This window comes from Flavitalea flava, assembly GCF_054461575.1.
In genome coordinates this window covers 22,011-43,376 of sequence record NZ_JBTLQH010000023.1, presented here as the reverse complement: position 1 = coordinate 43,376, position 21,366 = coordinate 22,011, and the positions used below count along the sequence as shown (strand labels likewise).

Below are 21,366 nucleotides of genomic sequence, written 5' to 3'. Positions count from 1 at the left end.
TCCCCCTTTAGGTAACCGAGTTTCGCTCAAGGAGCGGGACGAAGGTTACGAGCGGGAGCTCAGGGGGGTGCCCTCACAGCGCCCAATCAACCGGATCGATCCCGTTCTTCATCAGCCATGCATTGGCTTTGGAGAAATGACGGCAGCCATAAAAACCTTTATCCACGGAAAAAGGGGAGGGGTGGGCTGCTCTTAAGACCAGGTGTTTGGTCTCATCCACCAGACCTTGTTTTTCCTGGGCGAATTTGCCCCATAGCATAAATACCACATGTTCTTTTTCCGCGGAGATCTTTTCAATAACGGTATCTGTGAAATCTGCCCATCCGATCTTGGCATGACTCATCGGTTCGCCATCCCTGACGGTGAGGGAGGCATTCAATAACAACACTCCCTGTTCCGCCCAATGGGTGAGGTTGCCATGATTAGGAATGGAAATACCGATGTCGTTCTTTAATTCTTTGAAAATATTAACCAGTGATGGCGGAGCCGAGACCCCTCTGGGAACGGAGAAACTCAGGCCATGCGCCTGCCCGGGACCGTGGTAAGGGTCTTGTCCCAGGATCACCACTTTCACATTAACGAAGGGCGTGGTATTAAACGCATTGAAAATAAGGCTACCGGGAGGATAGATGGTCTTGCCAGCCAGTTTTTCCGTTTTTAAGAAAGTGGCTATCTGCAGGAAATGCGGCTTTTTGAATTCCTGTTTCAGCACTTCTTTCCAGCTTTCTTCAATTTTTACGTCCATAGGCCGTAAAGATAGGGACAAACGGTAAATCAACCACTTCCTTAACCCCACGCAAAAAAGACGCGGCCTTTGTCAATTGCACCTTGCAAATGACAATGGCCGGTCACCTATTCCGGTAACAATTCAAAGGAGATCAGGTTTTTGCCGGAAAAAAACAGGACAGCGGCGTCCTTAAGGGATTGTTGCGTTAGTTTTCCAAGATTTTGGTTAGTATCGCCGATCAGCAATACGCTCTCCGCATTTGCATATCTTTCGGACAAATAACTGAGCCAAAAGCCATTTTCCTTTGCCGCCAGTTCAAAACCCTTTTCATAAGAAGCTTTGAATTTATCGATGTCTTCCGGCTGTGGCCCATTTTCACGAATGGTTTTCATTTCCAGTTCCACCAGGGCTGTCAGGTGATCGACATTTTTAGGAGCGCATCCAAAAGACACCTTGATAAGCCACCTGCCCTCCGGATACTTTTGTGCCGTGCCCAGCACTTCGGGGCTGTATACTTCGCTTTGGTCCTCGCGAAGATGTTGCAGAACCTTTATTTGCAGGATGTCGCATAATGCTTTTAATTTCAGGTTGTTCAGGACATCATAAACATAGCGTCCCCCAAAACACATTTTTACAAGCGCTTTATTCTCTTTGCCTTTGTACACCTTTTTTACCATCTTCCCTTCCGGCTCATGGATGTCAGGATCAGGTGCTTTACTATTTTTATGCAAGGAGGGCAAACCACCCAAATATTTCTCTAAAAGTGGCTTTATCGTCACGGGATCAAAATTGCCTACAAAGAAAAAGGTAAACCCCGTAGCATCCGAGAACCGTTCCTTATATATAGCATAGGTTCTATCGAGGGATATCTGTTTGACTTTTTCCATAGTCAAAGGAGCATAACGGGGATCATAATTCTTCAGGACATAGTTGATCGTATCCGAAAAAACAGAACCAGGGTCACTGCTTCGTCCTGTGATTGCCGTAGCCGTGTTGCTGATCAAATTATTAAACAGGGCAAGATCCTTTCGTGGAGCGGTAAATTGCAGATAAGTCACCTTCAGCGCAGTTTCCAGGTCCTTTGATGAAGCACTGCCGCTTATTATTTCCGAACGGGAGGTTATACCGGTGGAAGAAGCCATGATCTTACCCGTTAATAAAGCAGCTAATTGGGCCGGGTTAAAATTGCCATAACCCATCTGTGCAATAATACCGCCGGCATTTGCGGCGATGAGATAATCCGTCCCCTCATAAAGCAATGCTCCGCCAGGTCTGAACGCACTATAGATAATCTCGTCATTTTTAAAAGTGGTAGGTTTCATAACCACTTTCACCCCATTATTTAAAATATACTGCGTTATCCCAAGCTGTGGAATCGAATCCGTACTGATCACTTTTCCTGGCGTTGGCTCTGCTGCAAGCAGGGGTTTTTCGTCGACCTCTTCTTTATAAGGCACCAGGTCTTCCTTCCCGATAGCCGTTACCCAGGCACTTATTGCGGCAAGGTCGGGCAAACTGTCCTTTACCTTGTCCGGAGCGGTAATGAGGATATCCACATCCGGTGATTGGAAATATTGGTTCATCAATGTCGTCATATCCTCTAGGGTAACAATACCGATATGTGTTTTGATAAACCGGTATTCCCAGGTTATGCCGGGTGCGGCAGTCCCATTCAAAAAAAGCCCCTGGTATTCGTTAACATAATTAATAGAAGGTATTTTATTCTGCTCCTTCATTTCAGCCTCGAGCCTGCTGAGATAATTCGTTTTGACCCTATCAAATTCAGCCTTCGTAAACCCGGAATTCCTCAATCGCTGGATAATGCGCCAGCCTTGCTCAAAACTCTCCCGGATCTTACCTTCTTTTGCGGCGACATTGAAGCTGAACATGTCATATCCTTTGAAGAAGGTGTTTATGCCTGTATTTATATCGGTATAGGCCGGGTTTGTTTCTTTGACCTGTTCGGCATACCGCCGCGTATTGATCAGTTCATTAAAAAGATTCTTTTTAATTTGCTCCATATAATCCTGCTCCGTCTTTAATTCGCCGGATTTGCGGATCATCATAATTCCTGTATTGGTAACGGATGCTTCCTTGTCGGTTACGGCAAGGAATTTTCGTAGACCGGATAGCGGTAAGGTATACCTGATACGTTCTCTTTCCCTGGCGGGGTTCTTCAGATCTGCGAAAGTCGTCTTTACCATTTTTTCGGCCTCATCCACATTGATATCTCCTACAATGATCAGCGCCTGCAGATCAGGCCTGTACCAATCATGGAAGAACCGCCTGATCGTTTCGGGCTTGAAACGGGTCAGTATTGAATCCCGGCCGATGGGCAGCCGGTCCGCAAAACGGGCATGATTCAATAAAAAAGGCAGGTACAGTCTGGACATCCTGTCGGCGGCGCCCTTGCCCAGCCTTTCTTCTTCCAGGACCACGCCACGTTCCTTGTCGATCTCTATGGGGTCCAGTGTGGCTTCCTGCGCCCAATCACGCATGATCTTCATTCCGTTGCCCAGCATGGCGGTATCATCCAAAGGAATGGGTAACTGATATACGGTTTCATCGAAACTGGTAAACGCATTGATATCCGCCCCAAAACGTACCCCGGCTTTTTGTAAATAGGCCACCAGGTCATTTTTTGGAAAATGTTTCGTGCCGTTGAAGTTCATATGTTCCATAAAATGGGCCAGCCCAAGTTGATCTTCATCTTCCAGGATGGAACCCACCTTGTTTACCAGATAAAGCTCCACCCTCTTTTTGGGTTCCTCATTATGACGAATATAATAGGTAAAACCATTGGCCAGTTTTCCCGTCCGCAAAGCCGGATCCATGGGTATATTCTGACTATAACAACGACTGCTCCATCCCGATACAATAATGGCAGAAATAACTATTTGCTTTATACTTATGTTCATAGTGCTTATGTGTGAATATTTAGCTCAGCATCGTCAAAATGCCTTCATTTTCAATGATCATCATACCATGCCGGTCGGCAGTGACCCCTTTTTGCAATTGATAGGTATAACGCGGTATCGAACCTTCCATGACTGTAGGAAAATAAACGAATTGCAGATTCCGGCATCTTTCTCCCAATGCTTCCGCCACTTCGATGATATGGGTTGAAATAATAAACAGGCAGGTATGGTATTCGGAAAAGGCCTCCGTGACCGCCAGTGTGGCGTCATAGGCATCCTTTACATTGGTGCCTTTGAATAACTCATCGAAGATCACCAGGAGGTTTTTGCCGGCGCTCACATCTTTTGCCACCGTTTTTACCCTTCGGACCTCCGCATAGAAATGACTGTAGCCCATCTGTAAATTGTCGGGCACATTGATGGACGTATAGATGCCATCCCTAATGGAGAACTCCATCGCCGATGCGGCAACAGGAAAGCCCATATGAGCCAGGTATAAGGCAATGCTGAAGGATTTCATAAAGGTTGACTTGCCGGCCATATTGGCGCCGGTTAAAAACAATACGTTACTGCCCGCTGTCATGGTCACAGAATTGGCAACCGCCTTCCCGATACCCGGATGGCGGCAGTCCAGGATACGAAGGCTATGCTCTTCCTTCGGCCGGGCCAGCGCATACGAAAAACCTTTCGCCCTGGCAACACCGGCTACGGCTATATACACATCGATCTGATGGATGAGTTGTAAGATCTTCTCCAATTCGTCACGCAGGGTCAGACGCAGCAGGTTGTCATAACGTATGATCTTCAGCAAGGACAATTGTGTATTTTCTTTCTCTTTGGCAATCCACCCCAGACTTCCGGAGGAAAATATTTCCTGCACAGACCGAAGCTGCTTCCGAAAAGGATTTTCCCATTCCCCTTCATCTTCGTCCAGCAACGATAAAAAATCGTTAACCTGGTTTAAGATCGTTATGCTGGTATACAATCCGCTTAAATGAAGGGGATACTCCTTGTCAAACCCCGAAAAATGCATCAGTTTTTTTCGAAGGGTGTCCAATCCCGCCATCATCCTGCCGCCGGCCACTCCCATGCCAAGATAATTCTCCATGGCCGTAAACTCCTCCTTGTCCAAAGGGAATACTGCCGCCCGGTCTCCAAACCAACGGAGGATACTGCTGCGATGATTGATCGCCTCCGCATCGGTCAGCGGACTACGGAACATTTCCTCTAAAAGCTTTTCCCCCCCCGCAGTCTGAACTTTGTTGAACAGGCTGTAAACAGAATTATTTTTGTACCTGCCCAGCAGGTTCAGGTCGTCCAGTGTTTGTTTGTCTGCCATAAAACTCATAAACCGACTTGTTTTTTTCCTTCCCTTAAAATATCCAGAATGCCCTCATTGTTAATAATGACCATCCCATGCCGGTCTGCAGAAATTCCACGCTCCAGGCGGTGCGTATATACCGGCTTGTCCCCTTCCATGCGGGTAGGCAGGTAGACAAAGCTGATATTCTTACACCTGTCTGCCAGGGTTTGACCCGCCTCGATAATATGTGTCGAAACGACGAACATACAATTGGGTTTTCCGGCAAAGGCGGCGGTAATGGCTACCGTCGCTTCATAGGCGTCTTTTACATTGGTTCCGCGGAACAATTCATCAAAAATGATAAAGAGATTTTTTGACTTGCTCAATTGCACAGCCATTTTTTTAACCCTCAGCACTTCTGTATAAAAATGGCTGTAGCCCATATTCAGATCGTCCGGCAGGTTAATGGTGGTAAGCAGGCCGTCGCAGACCGAAAACACCATTTTTTCCGCCGGCACCGGAAAACCTGCATGGGCCAGGAACAGGGCTATTCCCAGGGACTTCATGAAAGTGGACTTGCCCGCCATATTGGCGCCGGTTAGAAAAACGATATTGCTGTCAGGCTCCATATAGAGCTTATTGGGTACAGGCTTGCTGAGTTTTGGATGATATACGCCATCCAGTTTCATGATATGTACATCTCCCTCCATGGCCTCCGGGAAAGTGAACCCACGTTGCGTTGCTACGGCAGCCACGGAAATGTATACATCGAGATAATAAATGTGATAGAGTATTTTTTTTATCCGGTCACGATATACATATCTCAGCATCTTATCATATTCCACCGCCCGGACATAATTCAGCTTCACCGGAAGGGTTTCACTCAATGCCGTATCCGTCACTGGAATATTCATCAGTTCCCGGAACTCCCGGATGTCTCCATCGTAAGGGCTGCCTCCGGACATCGTGACATCCTGCAAAAAAACCTTCAGCCTGATAAGTATCTCTATAATGGCCGTGATACCTTTGAATACCTGCAGGTATTCCGAGTCGGCCCCGATGAGATGATCGAACTTTCTGCGCAAGTTGTTTTCGTCATAGGAAAGCCTGCTTCTTTCATCGGTATCGGCCAGGTATTGCTCCGCGGCATCGAAGAGATCACCTTTAAAAGGGAAAGCTGTCTTTTTGTCCCTGAAGTACCGGATAATACTGCTACGCTGATTAATGGACGGGGCATCGGACAATGGATAACGGAATAGCTGCTCCAGGATCTCGGCCCCACCTCTCGTATGTGTGCGGTTGAAGATGGCGTATATAGAATCGTTATTTCTCTTTCCAAAGATATTCAGGTCATCCAGCGTCTGGTTGTCGATTATTAAACTCATGGGTTACAGTTGGATTATCTTCTTTTTCTACGTATCCATATAAAGAGCCCGCAAAACATCAATCCTGATGGGAAAGCCCATTTTAGCCCGGCATTCGACACGGCCCAGCTGGTTTTTCCCAGCCGCAGGGAATTGTCCGGTGGTTGCGGACGGCGCATATCGATGGGCAGCTCTTCATTCGTCAGCCAGGAGAACATTCCGCTGATGAGGTCAAAATTAGCAGCCAGTATATCCTTCCTGCTCTTCATCAGCTCTCCGTTGCTCAGGCAGTCGGCGTCACCCAGGACAATGATTTTTTGCACTTTGTCTTTGACCTTTCTCGACAAGGCGATGACCGTCGGGTAAGATTTTTCTACTTCCCCCGCTTTGGGGTTCAACCGCACCGTATCATCGATGAAATTCGTGGTCTCCAACTCATTCCAGCCACCGGAAGAGTCGCTGGAAAAAAGGGTGGTTGCCGTAAATCCTTTATCGGCCGACACGGATAATCCCACTGCAGTAGACATAGGCAGCAGTTCATCGTTCCTTTTGATATTCATAAAATGATAGGATATCTTTCCGGCACCCCGCACCGGAGACATCAGGAGCAGATCGGACTGGAATTTTTTGTTGGGCTTTACCAGGGTCCCCGGTAGGAATTGTACGCCCAGTTGCTCCACCAGTGGATTCATATTTGCCTGGCAGCCCGGTTCTCCCGCAATGATAAGATTCCCTCCCTTGGCGATGTAATTATTCAACCGGCTCCTTTCTTCAGGTGCCAACGGCTTCCTGGTTTCGGCAATGAGCAGGATCTGAATGTTATCCGGGATCTCTTTATCCAGCGTCAGATCCTGAAAATCGAAACCCTGGTTGATAAGGGCGAAACGGAAAGTCTTTTCCTGTGCGAACATATTATATCCCCGGTCTTCTTCGGCATTGCTTCTCCGCTCCCCATGCCCCGTGAGGAATCCAACGGTTGGGAGGTGATCGATGACCAGGCGCTTAAATGCCGCGGTGATCTCTGTTTCAGACGGCAGGCGCTGCATATCGTCATAGACACGCAGGAATGTTTCCTTTCCATTCTCCCGTTTCAGCGAACGGACAAAACGAAACCTTTCCGGATCCAGATCCGCATCCTTTTGGATAGCCTTATAGGAGCTGATATCGAATCTCCAGTCGTATAGTTTTACCAGGGTATCGATCAGTTGATCGTCATTCAGGGTGGGAAATTGCTTCAGCAGCTGCTTATTCTCCGTCTTGTGATAATAATAGTTATACTTCAGCCTGATCTCCGGCTTGAATCTTATGTATTGTGCAAACCGGTCGACATCGAATTTATAGCTACTGGGCAGCGCGATCCAGTAATTTTCATCGAGCATATTGGTATAGGTGGTGATCGTCAGGCCGTCCTTTAAGTGACTAAGCACTTCCTGGCTGCTTTTGGTCAACGTATTGGCCTTTGTGCGGGTGGCATCATAGTAGGCCATCAGTTTTGGTTTGGCGCTGAAATAACCCAGGAGCATAGCGGCTGAAAACACGCCTGCATACCGCATAAAAGTCACGAGCCCGGATCTTCGCTGACGCCCGCTCTGCAGCTTGATGACGCTAAAACCCAGGAAGAGGCTGATCACGATGAGAAAATACAAAAGGTCTTCGCTCGTAATCATACCTGAAATGAAGGTGTCGGCCCGTCCGGATATAGCCAGCCAATAAGTTATATCCCTCACGAACGCTGTTTCCTGTCCCACCTCCTTTACATAACTCAACAGGGCAAAAATGCCAAGTGTTCCCATAGCGGAGACCACTGTATAAGAGGTCAGCGAGGACATGAACAACCCGACAGCCCCATAAGCGCAAGTCAGGAGGAAGAGCCCCAGCAATCCGGTGAGTATGAGCGGGATATCGGCTGACCGGATGGCAATGGACGCATAGATCCCAAAAATAGCCAGGACACCGATCAATACCAGGGCATAAATGACAAGGGCAAGGTATTTACCAAAAACGATCTGCCGGCTGGTGAGCGGAGAAGAGTATAACAGCTTGATAGAGCCGCTGCTGAATTCCCGGCTCATCACCCCCATGGTCAGCAAGGGAATATACAGGAACAGATACTGCTGTACAATGGTGAATGTGCCCTGCAAAGTTCCGAAGGTAACCAGGGTGGCACTCCACAGCTTCCAGCCAATGATCTGTCTTCTTACCATTCCATTCAGGTTATTGGTAAATACCATGGCCGCCTGAAAAGTGAAAATGACCAGGATAAGCCAGGCGATAGGCGAAAAGAACAGTGTCTTGAGCTCTGTCTTGGCAATCTTATATATTGTTTTCATCCGTCAGTTTTTAAGCAGGCTTTTTTTTAGATAGTTCGGAAAATACATTTTCAAGAGAAACCTTTTCCCGGGAGATCTCCGTCAACCGCCATCTACGCTGCACGCTGGCTTCAACCAACCGTTCCATGGTCTCCTGCGCGTCAGTATACTGGATCCTGTACCTGATGGCATCCAGCTGCTCGACACTCCGGACGCCCGGTATGGTTTCAACCTCCTCCACGGAAGGAGCGGCGATCATCGAAACGATCAGCGTATCGGGCATGATATAACTATCGAACTCTTCGATGCTGCCGGAAAAAGCCACCGTTCCCTCATTCATCATCCATATATTGTCGCAAAGCGCCTGTACTTCCTGGAGGATATGGGTAGACAGTACAACCGTTCTCTCTTCAGCGATCTCCCTGATCAGGTTCCTGACTTCCAGGATCTGGTTCGGGTCGAGCCCATTGGTAGGCTCGTCCATCACCACAAATCCTGGTTTATGAATGATGGACTGCGCAATGCCCACCCTTTGCTGGTAACCGCCCGAAAGATTTCGTATCAGCCTTTTGCTGAAATGGCTGACGCCACATTTTTCCATGGCCTCGCCTACGGCCCCTTTCACTTTGTTGTCATCCATTAACCGCATGTTCGCGCTGTGGGTAAGATATTCCTCCACGGTGAGGTCCATCAGCAGGGGCGGTTTCTGGGGCAAAAAACCGATGTGTTTTTTTGCCTCGACAGGATGTGTGCGCATATTGATACCGCTGATATACACTTCGCCCTGTGTTTGTTTTAAGACGCCGCATACAATGTTCATAGTCGTTGATTTGCCGGCGCCATTTGCACCCAGCAAACCATATATTCCGTTTTCCGTCAACTCGAAATTGATATTTCTGACTGCCCATTGTACATTGTACCGGTGCGACAGGTTCTCTACTTTAACGATTGATTCACTCATTCTTATTATTTTCATGCATAACTAATGCCTGGCAGGTATTGATGATGGTATTGATGATGGTATAGGTGATCAGCCCGGGTATCTCCTGAATATATAGTCGAAATAGGAACCCCATTTCCAGGTGAGGTCTATGATGGTGCCGTTATTGGGCGATTTGTAAAGAACACCGGTCGCACCGGGATCGGCATTTCCCAGTATGTCATTCTTCAGGCTGCAGATATAAAAGTCGCCATTGTCAAAAGCCACACCCAGTTCGCCTGAAGTCGCGTCCGTGGTCATCCTCATGATATTGCCGGCGGCGAAATCGTGGTAGAGGGTAACTCTTCGGGTATTGACATCATAAAAATAAAGCTTGCTGCCTTCGCCGAAGAAAAGGTAGGATGAGTTACGGATCCTGTAATACACCGTTTTATCGGACACCAGTCCATTACCCGCAAATACCTCCTGCTGCTGTGCGCTCACACCGAGCGCTGTGTAGTTCATACTAAGACTATAGGTCTGATACAGATACTCCCCGGTGTTGTTGTTTTTGATGATGTTCATAAAAAAAGAGGCGTTGGCATAATCACTGCAATATTTAAGCGTGTAACCTGCCATGTTGTTCAGATCTACAAATCCTGCAGGGGGAGGGTCCGTGTTGATCAGGTACATCTTACCACCGATATAGGAGTTATCTCCGGTCGTAGTATAGAGTCCGACGAACCGGTGATTTGCATCGTCATAGAGATAGACGAACTGGGAATAATCGAGACTCTCATCGACGATCTGGCTGATATGGGCTCCGCCTCCCTCAAAATAGATGGGAATATCGATGAAGCTACCGTCGTGTATCCCACCCATTGTCCTGGGGTTTTTCTTCCAGTATATATTCCCGTCATTGCATAAAACAAAATTTGTGGGACCGCCGTCCACGTAATCCGCTGCCTGCGCCCCATTGGGGAACGACTGGGTGGGAAACTCGCTGCTCAGTTTGATTACCTTGGAGAAGTCGGTGCCATTCAGGAAAACAGTAGAGTTATCCTGCACCACCAGCACCTGGTCCAGTGTATAATCCGGCCATGCCTTTGTTACCAGCCTTACGGGCCCGGTTCCCAATGCGTCTTTGGGAAAATTATTTGCATAGGCATCGGGGAAATACTTGTAGGAGTAATGCTTGACATTGCTGGCATCCACTGTCGCATCCCGCCTGATGAAGGTCAGCCCGGACGTCCCATTGTTATTGGTCAGCAGCAGCCAGCCCGCCCGGTAAGCGGAGATTACCTGGATCTGTATCGGCTGCCGGGAAATAATACCTGTAGCCTTTTCTTTGATGTAGAGATAGAGCATGACATATCCCGGGATATTCGGTTTGTAAGCCAGGTTCCTGCTGGTAGATACCACCGAGTCGATCTGTCTCCATTCATAATCGAAGGCCGTCGTATCCCGGTTGGGATATTTCCATTTAATGACGGGGGAAACGCGGAACGTATCGCCCAGTATGACAGGAGTTACGGTGGGATTGGTAATCGAAATGACCTGATTGTAATCGAGCAGTTTGTAATTGCCTTTGTCTTTATAACATGCCTGGAGCAAACAAAGCATACCTGCCCATGCCATGAATATTTTTACGTATCGCATACTAAATAGTTTAATTATTTTATTATCCTCCGATCAGTGCGACGGTCATTTCCGTGCCATTATCTTCGTATACCGTCCTTCCTGCATCTTTCTCCCTCAACAGGTAGTTCTTGAACAGAATGGTATAATATCTCTGTTGGTTGGTATCATTGGCATCCAGATCGGACACGCCGGTGACCTGGATAAACAGCTTGTACTTCTTATCGGAATAATCTCCCATGAAATTGTCTGTCATGTTCTCATCCCACCAGTCGGGCTTTGCGATTACATTCGATATGTACAGGATGGATACGGCATAATCGGACTGACCCGTCTTAAGATCTTCGGAAGAAACGATTTTGAGAACCAGCCTCACCGGTTTTACGGCAAGATCGGGCGTCTTTTTCACCGTGATCCATGCCGTATCGGTGAGATGACCGGCTTTCAGCGTGAACGAGACGGGCACCGAATAGTTGGCGTCCGTGGCGCTGGTAAGCTCTTTAACGACTTCGATCTTGTATATCCTGTCCCTGTTCTCTGGCGGCCCGACCAGTTCGACAGGCATCGGCGTGAGGGCTTCCTGCTTATCGGGAAGCGCCAGGAATGAAAAAAGAGAGGAGTCTATATAGTTTTTGGAAAATTGTATATACGAGTCGCCTTTGTACAACTGGATCTTGTCTTTTTTACAGGCCGCCACCGTCAACAGAGCAAGGGCCGGTAAATAATAAAAAAGTAGTCTTTTCATATCATTAATTTTATAACTGATAAGCAGTTTCGCTTAAAGGGAGAGGGGAATACCAATCTGCGGGGTTCATGACCCGGTCCACATCTCCATTGAAAATATTCCGGTTCAGCCGTTTGAACATAAAGAAGGTTTGCCCTTCTGTAAGTGTTTCCCGGATGATGTCGTTCACCAGGGTATTCATCAGGTCATTTGCACTGATAGAGGAAGAAATCTTTGTCTTGGCCCCGCGGTTGATCCGCACGGTATTCAGCAGATTTACCGCATCGGATAGATTACCCTTACGTATCTGGCACTCTGTCATGATATGGAATATTTCCGAAAAACGGATTACAGGCAGCAACGGCCCCTGGTTCTGTATCACCTGCTGCGCGTCGTAACCGCTGCCCCTGGGCCTTGACCAGGTTAAGTACCGTTGATCGCCATACCGGTTGTACCAGCCTACCAGCCGGTAGTCGTCCAGATCGTCGCCAAATAATTTGCTCATGTAGTTACTGTTCATTGTCAAAAAGTAATTACCCGTGCGTAACAAATTATCCCAGTTGTCATAATTCTTGTTGTTGGAAAAACAGAGTAAAAGTTCATCCGGCCGTTTGGTATAGACATAATCCACGTCCGGGATCTGTCCCTGATAAAGGGTACTGGTCCAGGGAAACCAGCTTCTTTGATTATAGGTATAAATGATCTTTGCGTTGTTATACGCATTCTCATAGTCCCCTTTATACATATAGATCCTGGCCAGTAAGGCGCTGGCGGCAAAATAATTCATGCGTTCCACCCGGTAATTAAAAAAATCGCCCTGTGGCAGGTCAATATAGGATGCCGCATTCCTGATCCTGCTCGAGGAATAACGCATGACCGATCTGAGATAAATGGTATCGATGGAAGCCAGCATGCCTTGTGCATGTGTCATATCCCCGATGATCATATCCATGATCGTTCCCATACTCTGCGGCGCCGGCTGATACTCCGGGTAAGTAGTGACATAGGGTATGGTCGGACCGGCATATCCTGTAGCCGGGGCCGGGCTGAATATACGCAACAGGTCGAAGTGGATCAGGGCCCTTATCCCATACATTTCCCCCAGGATCATATTCCTTTCATTGGTCTTTTGCGCAAAAAAGTTGGTATCCTTTTTTTCTACTTCCTGGATGATGTTATTACAATTGGCCAGCGCATTGAACGCCCTTTGCCAGACCTGTTCGGTATAGGTCTGCGTATTGCCGGACTGCCAGTCGAACTGTGCAGCCGGTTGCAGGTCATAAGGCAGGCTGTAGAATTCATAGTTAAATCCCAGACCGCTGATAAAACCCCAGGAGAGATTCTCACCGTACAGATCGGTAGTGGACAATAATTTATATACGCCATTGACGGCTATGCGGACGCCATCCCCGGTTTTGAACATGTCTTCCTGTAAGATCTGGTTACTGGCATGTACGTCCAGGAATTTTTTACAGGAAATGTTCAGCAGGAGAGGAAAGCATACGGCCATCCAGAATTTGATTGCCTTCATTTTATTATTTTTTTAGAACGATGTATTGATGGTGAACGTAAATGTCCGCGCGTAGGGATAATCCAGCCCCATTTCACGTTTGATCGATGAGAACCGCGCGATGTCGTTCATGAGAAAGGATGCCCTCAGCGATTTGAGCTTAGTCCTCTTCAGCCGGACCGGGTCAACGTCATAGCCTATCGAAAGAGAGTTAAACGCAATCGTATTGTCCTTTTGTATGAATCTGGAAGTAGGGCGCGTGACACTGTACCTGTCCTGGATCGCCTTCAGCGGGGTGACATCACCTGGTTTTTGCCAGCGGTCGGTCAGAACCCTGGTATCTGCATTATAATACAACAGGTTCACATTCTCGACATTATCCACCATCGTCTGGTTATACTGGTCGCCCCCCGCCTGGAACAGAAAGCTGGTGTAGAGGGAGAATTGTTTATACCTTGCATTCAGACCGAATGAACCCTGTGCCCAGGGTTCGGTATTGCCGATGGGCTGTTGTTCGGCAGGGTCCCAATCGTAGGTGATCGTACCATCCCGTTTCAGGAATACCTCTTTCCCATTGGACGGGCTGATCCCAAGGGATTTCATGCCATAAATGGTGGTCAGAGAACTGCCTTCCTCATATTTCATGATGGGTTTGGAATATTTGCCATTCATGTCATTATAGATCAGTGCAAAAAGAGGGTCGGTAGTGGTGGCATACTGCTTGTAATAATCGTCGATACGTTTGTTATAGCTTTTCAGGGACTGCGCTATTTCAACGATTTTGTTCTTATTATGCGCCATATTCCCGATGAGGGTAATATTGAGGTTCTTTTTATTGACCACATTCAGTGATGCCTTGATCTCGAAGCCCTTGTTGAGCACCTTACCGATATTCTCTCTGTAAACGGTGAACCCGGAAGATGATGGCAGGGAGACATCGGTGATCAGGTCGTAGGTCTTTTTATTATAATAATTAAGGTCAAAAGTGAATCGCTTCAGGAAAGCTATATTGGCGCCGATGTTCCAGGACAGCTGCTTTTCCCAGGTCAGCTTATCGTTGCCCATATAGATCAGGCTGGACCCTATACCCGTTGGATACCAGTCATCCAGCAAAACCTGGTACGTATTTCTGGCCATGTACGGTGAAAAATTCGATTTTCCGGTCTGGCCGATATTAGCGGTGACCCTGAACTGGCTGATATCCGGGTTCTTCCGGAGCAGGTTGGTATTATGAAGATTGACACCCGTACCCAGTGACCAGAAGGGTGCCCATTGTTTATCGGTACCGAACTCCGAAGAACCGTCCAACCTGTAGGAGGCATCCAGCAAATAAATATCTTTCAGGCTGTAATTCAAGGTGGCGAAACTCCCAAAAAGACGCTTTTTATTATCGCTCAGCCCGGGCTTCGTAACGATCTCCGAAGCATAAGCGGCAGAGTGAAGACCTGCGCTGGGGAATCCCCGGTAATCCGAATTACTATAGTCCTCTGTAGTAGACAGGGCATTGATCCCGGCTGAGATATTGATATTATGGACACCGATGTTCTGGTTATAGGAAGCAAACAGATTGACATTCCAATCCAGTGAATTGGTGGTGGACTGGATCAATTCTCCTTTGGTAAAAGGGTCGACCCTCAGGTAGGTTGTCGATGTAGGGGAAGTAAATACGTCTGTATTTGCCTGTTTGTAATCCACAGCGAACTGACCCCTGATGAATAAAAACTTGTTGATGTAATAATTGGAGGTAAAATTGTCGGTCCATTCCCGATACCTGGATTTACTGAAGTTCCCTACCGTGCTTTCAAATAGGGGATTGATAACGGGGCTCCGGTCATCAAACAGGGGAAAGGACTTCCGGTAAGCTCCTGTGTTCTCGTCATGGATGGGATAATAGGGCTGTAAATGAGAGTAATCACTAAATTTCCCGAACGGAGAATCATCTGCCGAAACCGCGTCGAAATAAACCTGGTTCCGTAATTGCAGTTTGCCCGTCTGGTATTGAACGGTAAGCCCCGCACCAAGCCTTTGGCGGAAAGAATTTTTCATTACACCGTTCTGGTTGTCATATTTTAATTCAAATCCTACCCGCATGGCCTGGGATCCTCCCTCGATGTATATATTATGCTTATGATTGAGCATGGTGTTCAATGGCTGGGATAACCAATAGGTATTTACCCCTTTCAGGATCTCATTTTTCTTCATCTGCATCTTATACATATTCTCTATCAGCGTAGACTGATAATTGGGGTCCGTCTTGGGGATCAGTGGCAGGTATACCTGCGCGGCATTCTCGGCATCCAGTTTTTGCCGGGCATCCATCATATGATAGCTGGAAAGATCAGGAGTTGTCACGGAATAATTTCCACTGTAGGTTGTACGAAACTCGCCTGCCTTGGGGGCGATGGTTTCTATGACAACCACACCGTTTGAAGCGCGTGAACCATACATAGCCGTCGCTGCGGCGTCTTTCAGGATGGTTACATTGTTGATCCGGTTGATATCCATATCGTAGACTTTCTCTACATCTATTTCAAAACCGTCTAAGATAAATATGGGAGTATTGGGATTATTCCTAAGCGAAAACTGCGACACCGACGAACCCGATTGCAGCTTGTCCAGGTCTTTTACCCCCGGAAAACCCGACTGGCCGCGGATATAGAACTCAGGCATCACGTTGGGATTGGAGCCCATGTTAATGTTCTGTATGATACGGAAGGAAGGGTCGAAAACCTGGAGCGCGGCAATCAGATTATTGGAGGTGACTTTCTGCAGCTCTGCTTTGGTGACCTGCGTATAAGTCCCTGTAAAGCTCTCTTTCCGGATATTTCCATAGCCCGTGACTACGACATCGTTCAGTTTGGCTTCCCTTGGTTTTAATACGATCAGTCCATTTGCCGGAAAGTCCTTCACCCTGACCTCCCTGGTGATCATATTCACATGGGAGAATACGAGCACCTGATCCGGGTTGGCATTGATACTGAATTTACCGGAGCTGTCGGCAGATACACCTGCCGGGGTGCCTTTGACCTTAATATTTACCCCGTCAGGTATCGAGCCATCTTCGGCTATTACATAACCCGTAATGATTTGCCAGGGTGCCGGCTCTCCTTTACCCGAAGATTCTCCGGCAGCGCCTTCTGTCAGGCCGGGGCCGGAAGGGGCAGGCCGTTTGTAAAGAATGATCGTGCGGTCCAGAATCCTGTAGGTAATGAGCTGGTGCCGGAGAATACTGTCAAGGAATTGGGTCAGCGGCATGTTGGATACCGAGATCGACACGTTGTTGGTTTGCCGTAACAGGCTGGCGTTGCCAAACACCGTGTAACCCGTTTGTTTTTTGATCAGCGTAAAGACCTTGCCCAGGGAAAGATCCTTACCGGAAATGGTCACTGTCTGGGATAGTGTCCGCGCCGAGACATGAAGACAGAAGACCAGCATAATAAAAGCAGTAGTTTTCATCACCATGATTAGTTTTTTGCCAGTGGTGAATGGAGACCCGGGAAAACCAGGTTCCAAACCTGGCAGCGTTTTGGTTAAGAAGCAGGGGGTATGGGATCCTCGTATGGTTCGGACAAATCCTTCCCTGCTACGGAAAGCAATTTTTTGCATACTTTCGCATTAGTTTTGGTTAAGAAAAAAGTTCTCCTAAGAAATTTTGGATCAGCCAAATCCTGTTTTGCCTTTGGGCAAAGCTGACCGTTGCGCCTAGTCCGCGTAACGGTTTTTTTATTGGCTCATCCGTTGTATCAGAACATAGTTATTATTCGACTTTGCCGTCAGGGCAACACTACCAGCCTCCTTCCGGTCTCTATTTTAAAATGTACGCCCACATCTTTTAGCGCATCGATTAGATCGGGCAGGTTGAAACTCCTGCTGATCTCCCCGAAAAATTTAATATCCGGGACGTCCTTCTCATATACCACGGTGATGTCGTACCAACGCTCTATCTGATTCATCACCTCTTTCAGAGAGGCTCCTTCAAAATTGAAAACTCCATTCTTCCAGGCCATCACTTTATCCAGATCCGCCGGCTGAACCGATATAGGTAAGCCAGAAGGATCGCTCTTCCGCATGACAGCCTGCTGACCGGGTTGTAAGATCGTTCCCGGCCGGTTGTATTTGGCACTCATTACCTTCACTTTCCCATCCAGTAAAGTGGCTTTCAGCTCTGCCTCATTATCGTAAGCGTTGATATTGAAATTTGTGCCCAGTACGTCAATCTCCTCCTGGTTATTGACATTTACCCGGAAAGGCATTTTCTTATTTTCGGCCACTTCGAAATAGACTTCGCCTGTCACCTGCACCCGGCGCTCCTTGCCGGAAAAGATCGTTGGGAACTGTATGGAGCTGGCAGCATTCAACCACACTTTTGTTCCATCCGGCAGCATTAATTGAAACTGCCGTCCTTTGGGAGTCGTCATTATATTGTACGTCATTTCACCCGTGGCCTTTTCGGTGGCATCATAGGCCAGCTGACCATTTTTCAATATCACCCGTGTACCATTTTGGGTAGCAATAATGCCATTTCCGAGGCTGTCCAGCACCAGGGGCGTTCCGTCTGCCAGGGTGAGGATCGCGCCCTGTTTACCCGGGCCTATATTAACCCCCTGTTGCAGATTCACCGGCGAATGCTGCCCGACATTCCTGAACCAGAACCAGGCGCCCGTGACCAGGATAAAAAGGACGGACGCAGCAGCCCACCACTGCCTGTATAAGGGTCGGATACGGTGAACGGATCGCGGCTGTAGTATAGCTGTTTCTCTTTTAGCCTTTTTCATAGCCTCGACAAATTGCAGATCACTATCCACTCCCGCTGACAAATCGGTAAAAGTTTCCGCATCCAGGAACTCACCGATAGTTTCCCTGATGATAACCAGGTTGGCTGGTTCCCGGGCGAGCGCTAAAAAGGATTGCAGCTCCGCCGGCGAGAGTTCCTCGCGGATAAATTTTTGCAGCAAGTCATTGAATGGAGACATCAATTCTCGTTTCATGAGCAGATAAGGTTATTGGGTTTATTGGTAAAATGAACAGATTTTCGGGCAAACCTGCCCAACCTGGTAAACCGGGCAAGCAAGCTCGGCAGGTGGTCCGCTTATACAGACACAGTATTAAAAGACAAGGACCCTAATGAAAGTGAAGAATTTTATAAAAAAACTAGCATCCAGAGAAAAACAATGGCTCCGTCGGCATATTTATCCAGGTAATTACGCAAGGATAAAATGGCGCTGACCATATAATTCTTTATGGTTCGCTGGGATAAGCCGGTAGCTTTGGCTATTTCCGCATGGCTAAGACCCTGAAAACGGCTGAGCCGGAAAACTTTCTGTTGCTGTGGGGTGAGTTGATTGATACCGTCCTCGATGATCTGGCTTGCATCTTTTAATTCCAGTTTTGCAGCCGGGTCGGACAAAGAATCTGCAAAATATTCCTGTAAATATTCGGAAAAAGGGTCGGTTAATATCCGCCCCCTCAATTTATTTAAGATCAGGTTCTTTGCTGCAGCCATCAGATAAGGCCGGAAGTCTTTTACATCGCCGAGTAAGGCTCTTTTCACCCAAAGTTGGGCAAACACATCCTGTGCAGCATCTTCCGCAAGCTCGGGCGCTTTTACAAAAATAAGCGCAACCGAATATACTCTTGGCCAATAGTGTTGGAACAACTGCTTATAGGCAGCCTCATCCCCTTTGGCAACCCTAAGAAGCAGGTCGCTTTCATTATTTAAAAAATTGCTTGACAACCTTTTTTGCTATTTTTCAGAACCTTACTTGCAAACTATATTAAAAAAACGAGAATAGGCAAAAAGGGTTTGTCATTTTTGCTACTATAGAGGCGATGGCCTCTATTTGTAATATATTTAATTAATCATACTATGTTGTCTTTTTGTTCTCTTTTCTCCTTGTATATAATTCGTTTACCTCCACAAGGTTAGTATACAATTATTTTATCTACCCAATGCTTGTATACAATTACTTTATCTCCCCAGCGATTTAATCCAGACGGCAATCTTACGTGCTTCTTCTACGGGAACCTGTGGCATGGGCGGCATCGGAGTTGAATAACCGGGCCAGTGTTCCGGTTTTGGATTACGGATCAATTGCGTCAACTCGTTTACACTGTATTTTCTTTTAGCCACATCAACATAGGCAGGACCCACCTGCCGTTTGTCAGGATTATGACAGGACAGACAGGTGTTTTTTAACAAGAGCGGTTTTATAGCATCATAGGAGGGTTTGGTAGCGGATACCGTAGTTCCTTTTATAGAGGCTCCCTTTTTTGCATCGGCACCTATAGCGGTCTTACCGGTTTTTGCCGAGTTGAAGGTGCTCACTCCGGTCATTGCCAGTTTTTGTCCTTCGGGAATATTGTTCAACGTATAATAAGCAGTCGGGTGAACTAAATTAAAATAGTTCTCTTTATCGCGGATGCCGCCAAGGGTAATCGTATGAATATAATATTTGCGCAGGTTACCCACCAGCAGCCTGGCTTTTAAACCATCTTCCGAAACCTTTACTCCGGAAATAGTACATTTTTCAGTGTTGACGGGAGGGCTGCCATAAACGCCCTGGTATTTATAAATAAAACTTTCAACAGCGTAGGAGGCGATATCCTCAGCTACCTTTTTATCCACCGGTTTGGTAAATTCGATTTCAAAACCATCGGGCATGGCACGGATGGCCCTCATTTCAAACGGGATTTTATTATTCCACACCAAACGCTGCAAACCCATGGTGGCTTCGCCTGCCGATCCCCAGCCCCGGTTGGTTTCGCCAATGGCCAGTGAACCATCGGACAACCAGGCCAGTCTTACGATACCCGATTGGAAACCACTGCGGAATGCCCAGGCCGCACCCTGGTATTCGCCATTGACCTTTTCCAGGAAAATGCGGTCAACCATGCTTTGTCCCTGGTCGCTAACCAGCAGCTGCCCGGCAAAGGGGCCAAATGCCGCTTCCGGGATTTTGACAATTTCGGCATTGGAGATGCCGAGAATGCCATGTGGCAGCCAAACAACCGGCAAGGTCAATTCAGGGATTTCTTTTTTTACTTCGAATTCAGTTCTGAATTTTTCTTTAACGATATCCTGTGGTTTAAAGGGCTGTCCGTCTTTATCGAATTCTATCCTCGGATTGTTTTTTGCAAAAAATTGTTCCTGCGTTAATTTTAGCGGCGAGTTTGGCAAATTTGTCCAGACCAGGCTTGCCGGATGACCCATAAAGGCTCCTTTTTTAACTGGCATGATACTGCCCGAACCAACCCAGTCGCCCTGGTTATCGCTATACCATAATTCTCCATCGATCAGGCTGATCCCGCAGGGGGAGCGCATCCCCGTGGCCCATGGGGTGACGGTGCCATCTTCTTTTATATTCAATGCCCATCCCCGGTAAGGCACAAAACTTTTGGGATGCCACCAATCCGACGGGAAACCAAGATTAAGGGTGACAAAAAATGAACCATCCGGCGCCAATTTTGGCCCGAAACTATACTCATGATAATTGCCGGATAACGGCCAGGCATAAATGGTTTCGAACACATCTGCCTTGCCGTCCATATTGGTATCTTCCAGTTTGGTCAATTCACCGCGCTGCGCAACGTATAAGGCGCCATCCTTCCAGGCAGCTCCAAGCACCTCGTGCAGACCCGATGCAAATTTGCGGAAGAACGGATGCTGGCTGGTTGGGTTCTCCACCATAAAAATATCTCCCCGGCGGGTGGTTACGGCAAGGGTGCCATTTGGCAAAGTACACAAACCGCCGACTTCCAATATAGTTCCTTCCGGTGCAGGCACTTTCATGATCTTGAAAAAATCATCCTCTTTAGGCGATTCGGCCTGGGCATAAGAGGGTTGAGCAGTATGTAAAAGAGCCGTAATCAGCAGGGCTGCCATTAATGCGCTTTTGTGTATCGTATGTTTCATTGTATAATTCATGAGCATGGTATAATACATTAAGGAGGGCTG

Annotated in this window: 13 protein-coding genes; all 13 read right to left on the bottom strand. The window is 47.4% G+C overall.

What is annotated here, in order from left to right; genetic code table 11:
* Positions 1–73: 73 nt before the first annotated feature.
* Entirely contained in the window at positions 74–745 is a 672-nt protein-coding gene (gene ung, locus ACX0G9_RS19135; RefSeq protein ID WP_459066556.1) for a uracil-DNA glycosylase, read from the bottom strand.
* Between the two features lie 107 nt (positions 746–852).
* Positions 853–3,645, bottom strand: a complete 2,793-nt coding sequence (locus tag ACX0G9_RS19130; protein WP_459066555.1) for a M16 family metallopeptidase — start codon at positions 3,643–3,645, stop codon at positions 853–855.
* A gap of 19 nt (positions 3,646–3,664) precedes the next feature.
* Positions 3,665–4,993: a MutS-related protein gene (locus ACX0G9_RS19125; RefSeq protein ID WP_459066554.1), complete on the bottom strand. Its 1,329-nt coding sequence runs from the start codon at positions 4,991–4,993 to the stop codon at positions 3,665–3,667.
* Positions 4,990–6,333, bottom strand: coding sequence for a MutS-related protein (locus tag ACX0G9_RS19120; RefSeq protein ID WP_459066553.1), 1,344 nt, complete (start codon positions 6,331–6,333; stop codon positions 4,990–4,992). The genes ACX0G9_RS19125 and ACX0G9_RS19120 overlap by 4 nt, the downstream gene beginning before the upstream one ends.
* A 14-nt stretch (positions 6,334–6,347) precedes the next feature.
* Positions 6,348–8,642 carry a Gldg family protein gene (locus ACX0G9_RS19115; protein ID WP_459066552.1) on the bottom strand — a complete coding sequence of 765 codons (2,295 nt, stop codon included), beginning with the start codon at positions 8,640–8,642 and terminating at the stop codon, positions 6,348–6,350.
* 10 nt (positions 8,643–8,652) lie between these two features.
* Positions 8,653–9,582, bottom strand: a complete 930-nt coding sequence (locus ACX0G9_RS19110; protein WP_459066551.1) for an ABC transporter ATP-binding protein — start codon at positions 9,580–9,582, stop codon at positions 8,653–8,655.
* Between the two features lie 69 nt (positions 9,583–9,651).
* Positions 9,652–11,199, bottom strand: coding sequence for a PKD-like family lipoprotein (locus ACX0G9_RS19105; protein ID WP_459066550.1), 1,548 nt, complete (start codon positions 11,197–11,199; stop codon positions 9,652–9,654).
* A 22-nt stretch (positions 11,200–11,221) separates the two neighbouring features.
* Positions 11,222–11,923, bottom strand: a complete 702-nt coding sequence (locus ACX0G9_RS19100; protein WP_459066549.1) for a DUF4843 domain-containing protein — start codon at positions 11,921–11,923, stop codon at positions 11,222–11,224.
* 10 nt (positions 11,924–11,933) lie between these two features.
* Entirely contained in the window at positions 11,934–13,433 is a 1,500-nt protein-coding gene (locus ACX0G9_RS19095; RefSeq protein WP_459066548.1) for a RagB/SusD family nutrient uptake outer membrane protein, read from the bottom strand.
* A gap of 12 nt (positions 13,434–13,445) precedes the next feature.
* Positions 13,446–17,018: a SusC/RagA family TonB-linked outer membrane protein gene (locus ACX0G9_RS19090; RefSeq protein ID WP_459066547.1), complete on the bottom strand. Its 3,573-nt coding sequence runs from the start codon at positions 17,016–17,018 to the stop codon at positions 13,446–13,448.
* A gap of 167 nt (positions 17,019–17,185) precedes the next feature.
* Complete coding sequence (locus ACX0G9_RS19085) at positions 17,186–18,400, bottom strand: FecR family protein (RefSeq protein WP_459066546.1); 1,215 nt, start codon at positions 18,398–18,400, stop codon at positions 17,186–17,188.
* Positions 18,401–18,552: 152 nt separating this feature from the next.
* Positions 18,553–19,146, bottom strand: a complete 594-nt coding sequence (locus ACX0G9_RS19080; protein WP_459066545.1) for an RNA polymerase sigma factor — start codon at positions 19,144–19,146, stop codon at positions 18,553–18,555.
* A gap of 234 nt (positions 19,147–19,380) precedes the next feature.
* Complete coding sequence (locus ACX0G9_RS19075) at positions 19,381–21,336, bottom strand: hypothetical protein (RefSeq protein WP_459066544.1); 1,956 nt, start codon at positions 21,334–21,336, stop codon at positions 19,381–19,383.
* Between the last annotated feature and the right edge of the window lie 30 nt (positions 21,337–21,366).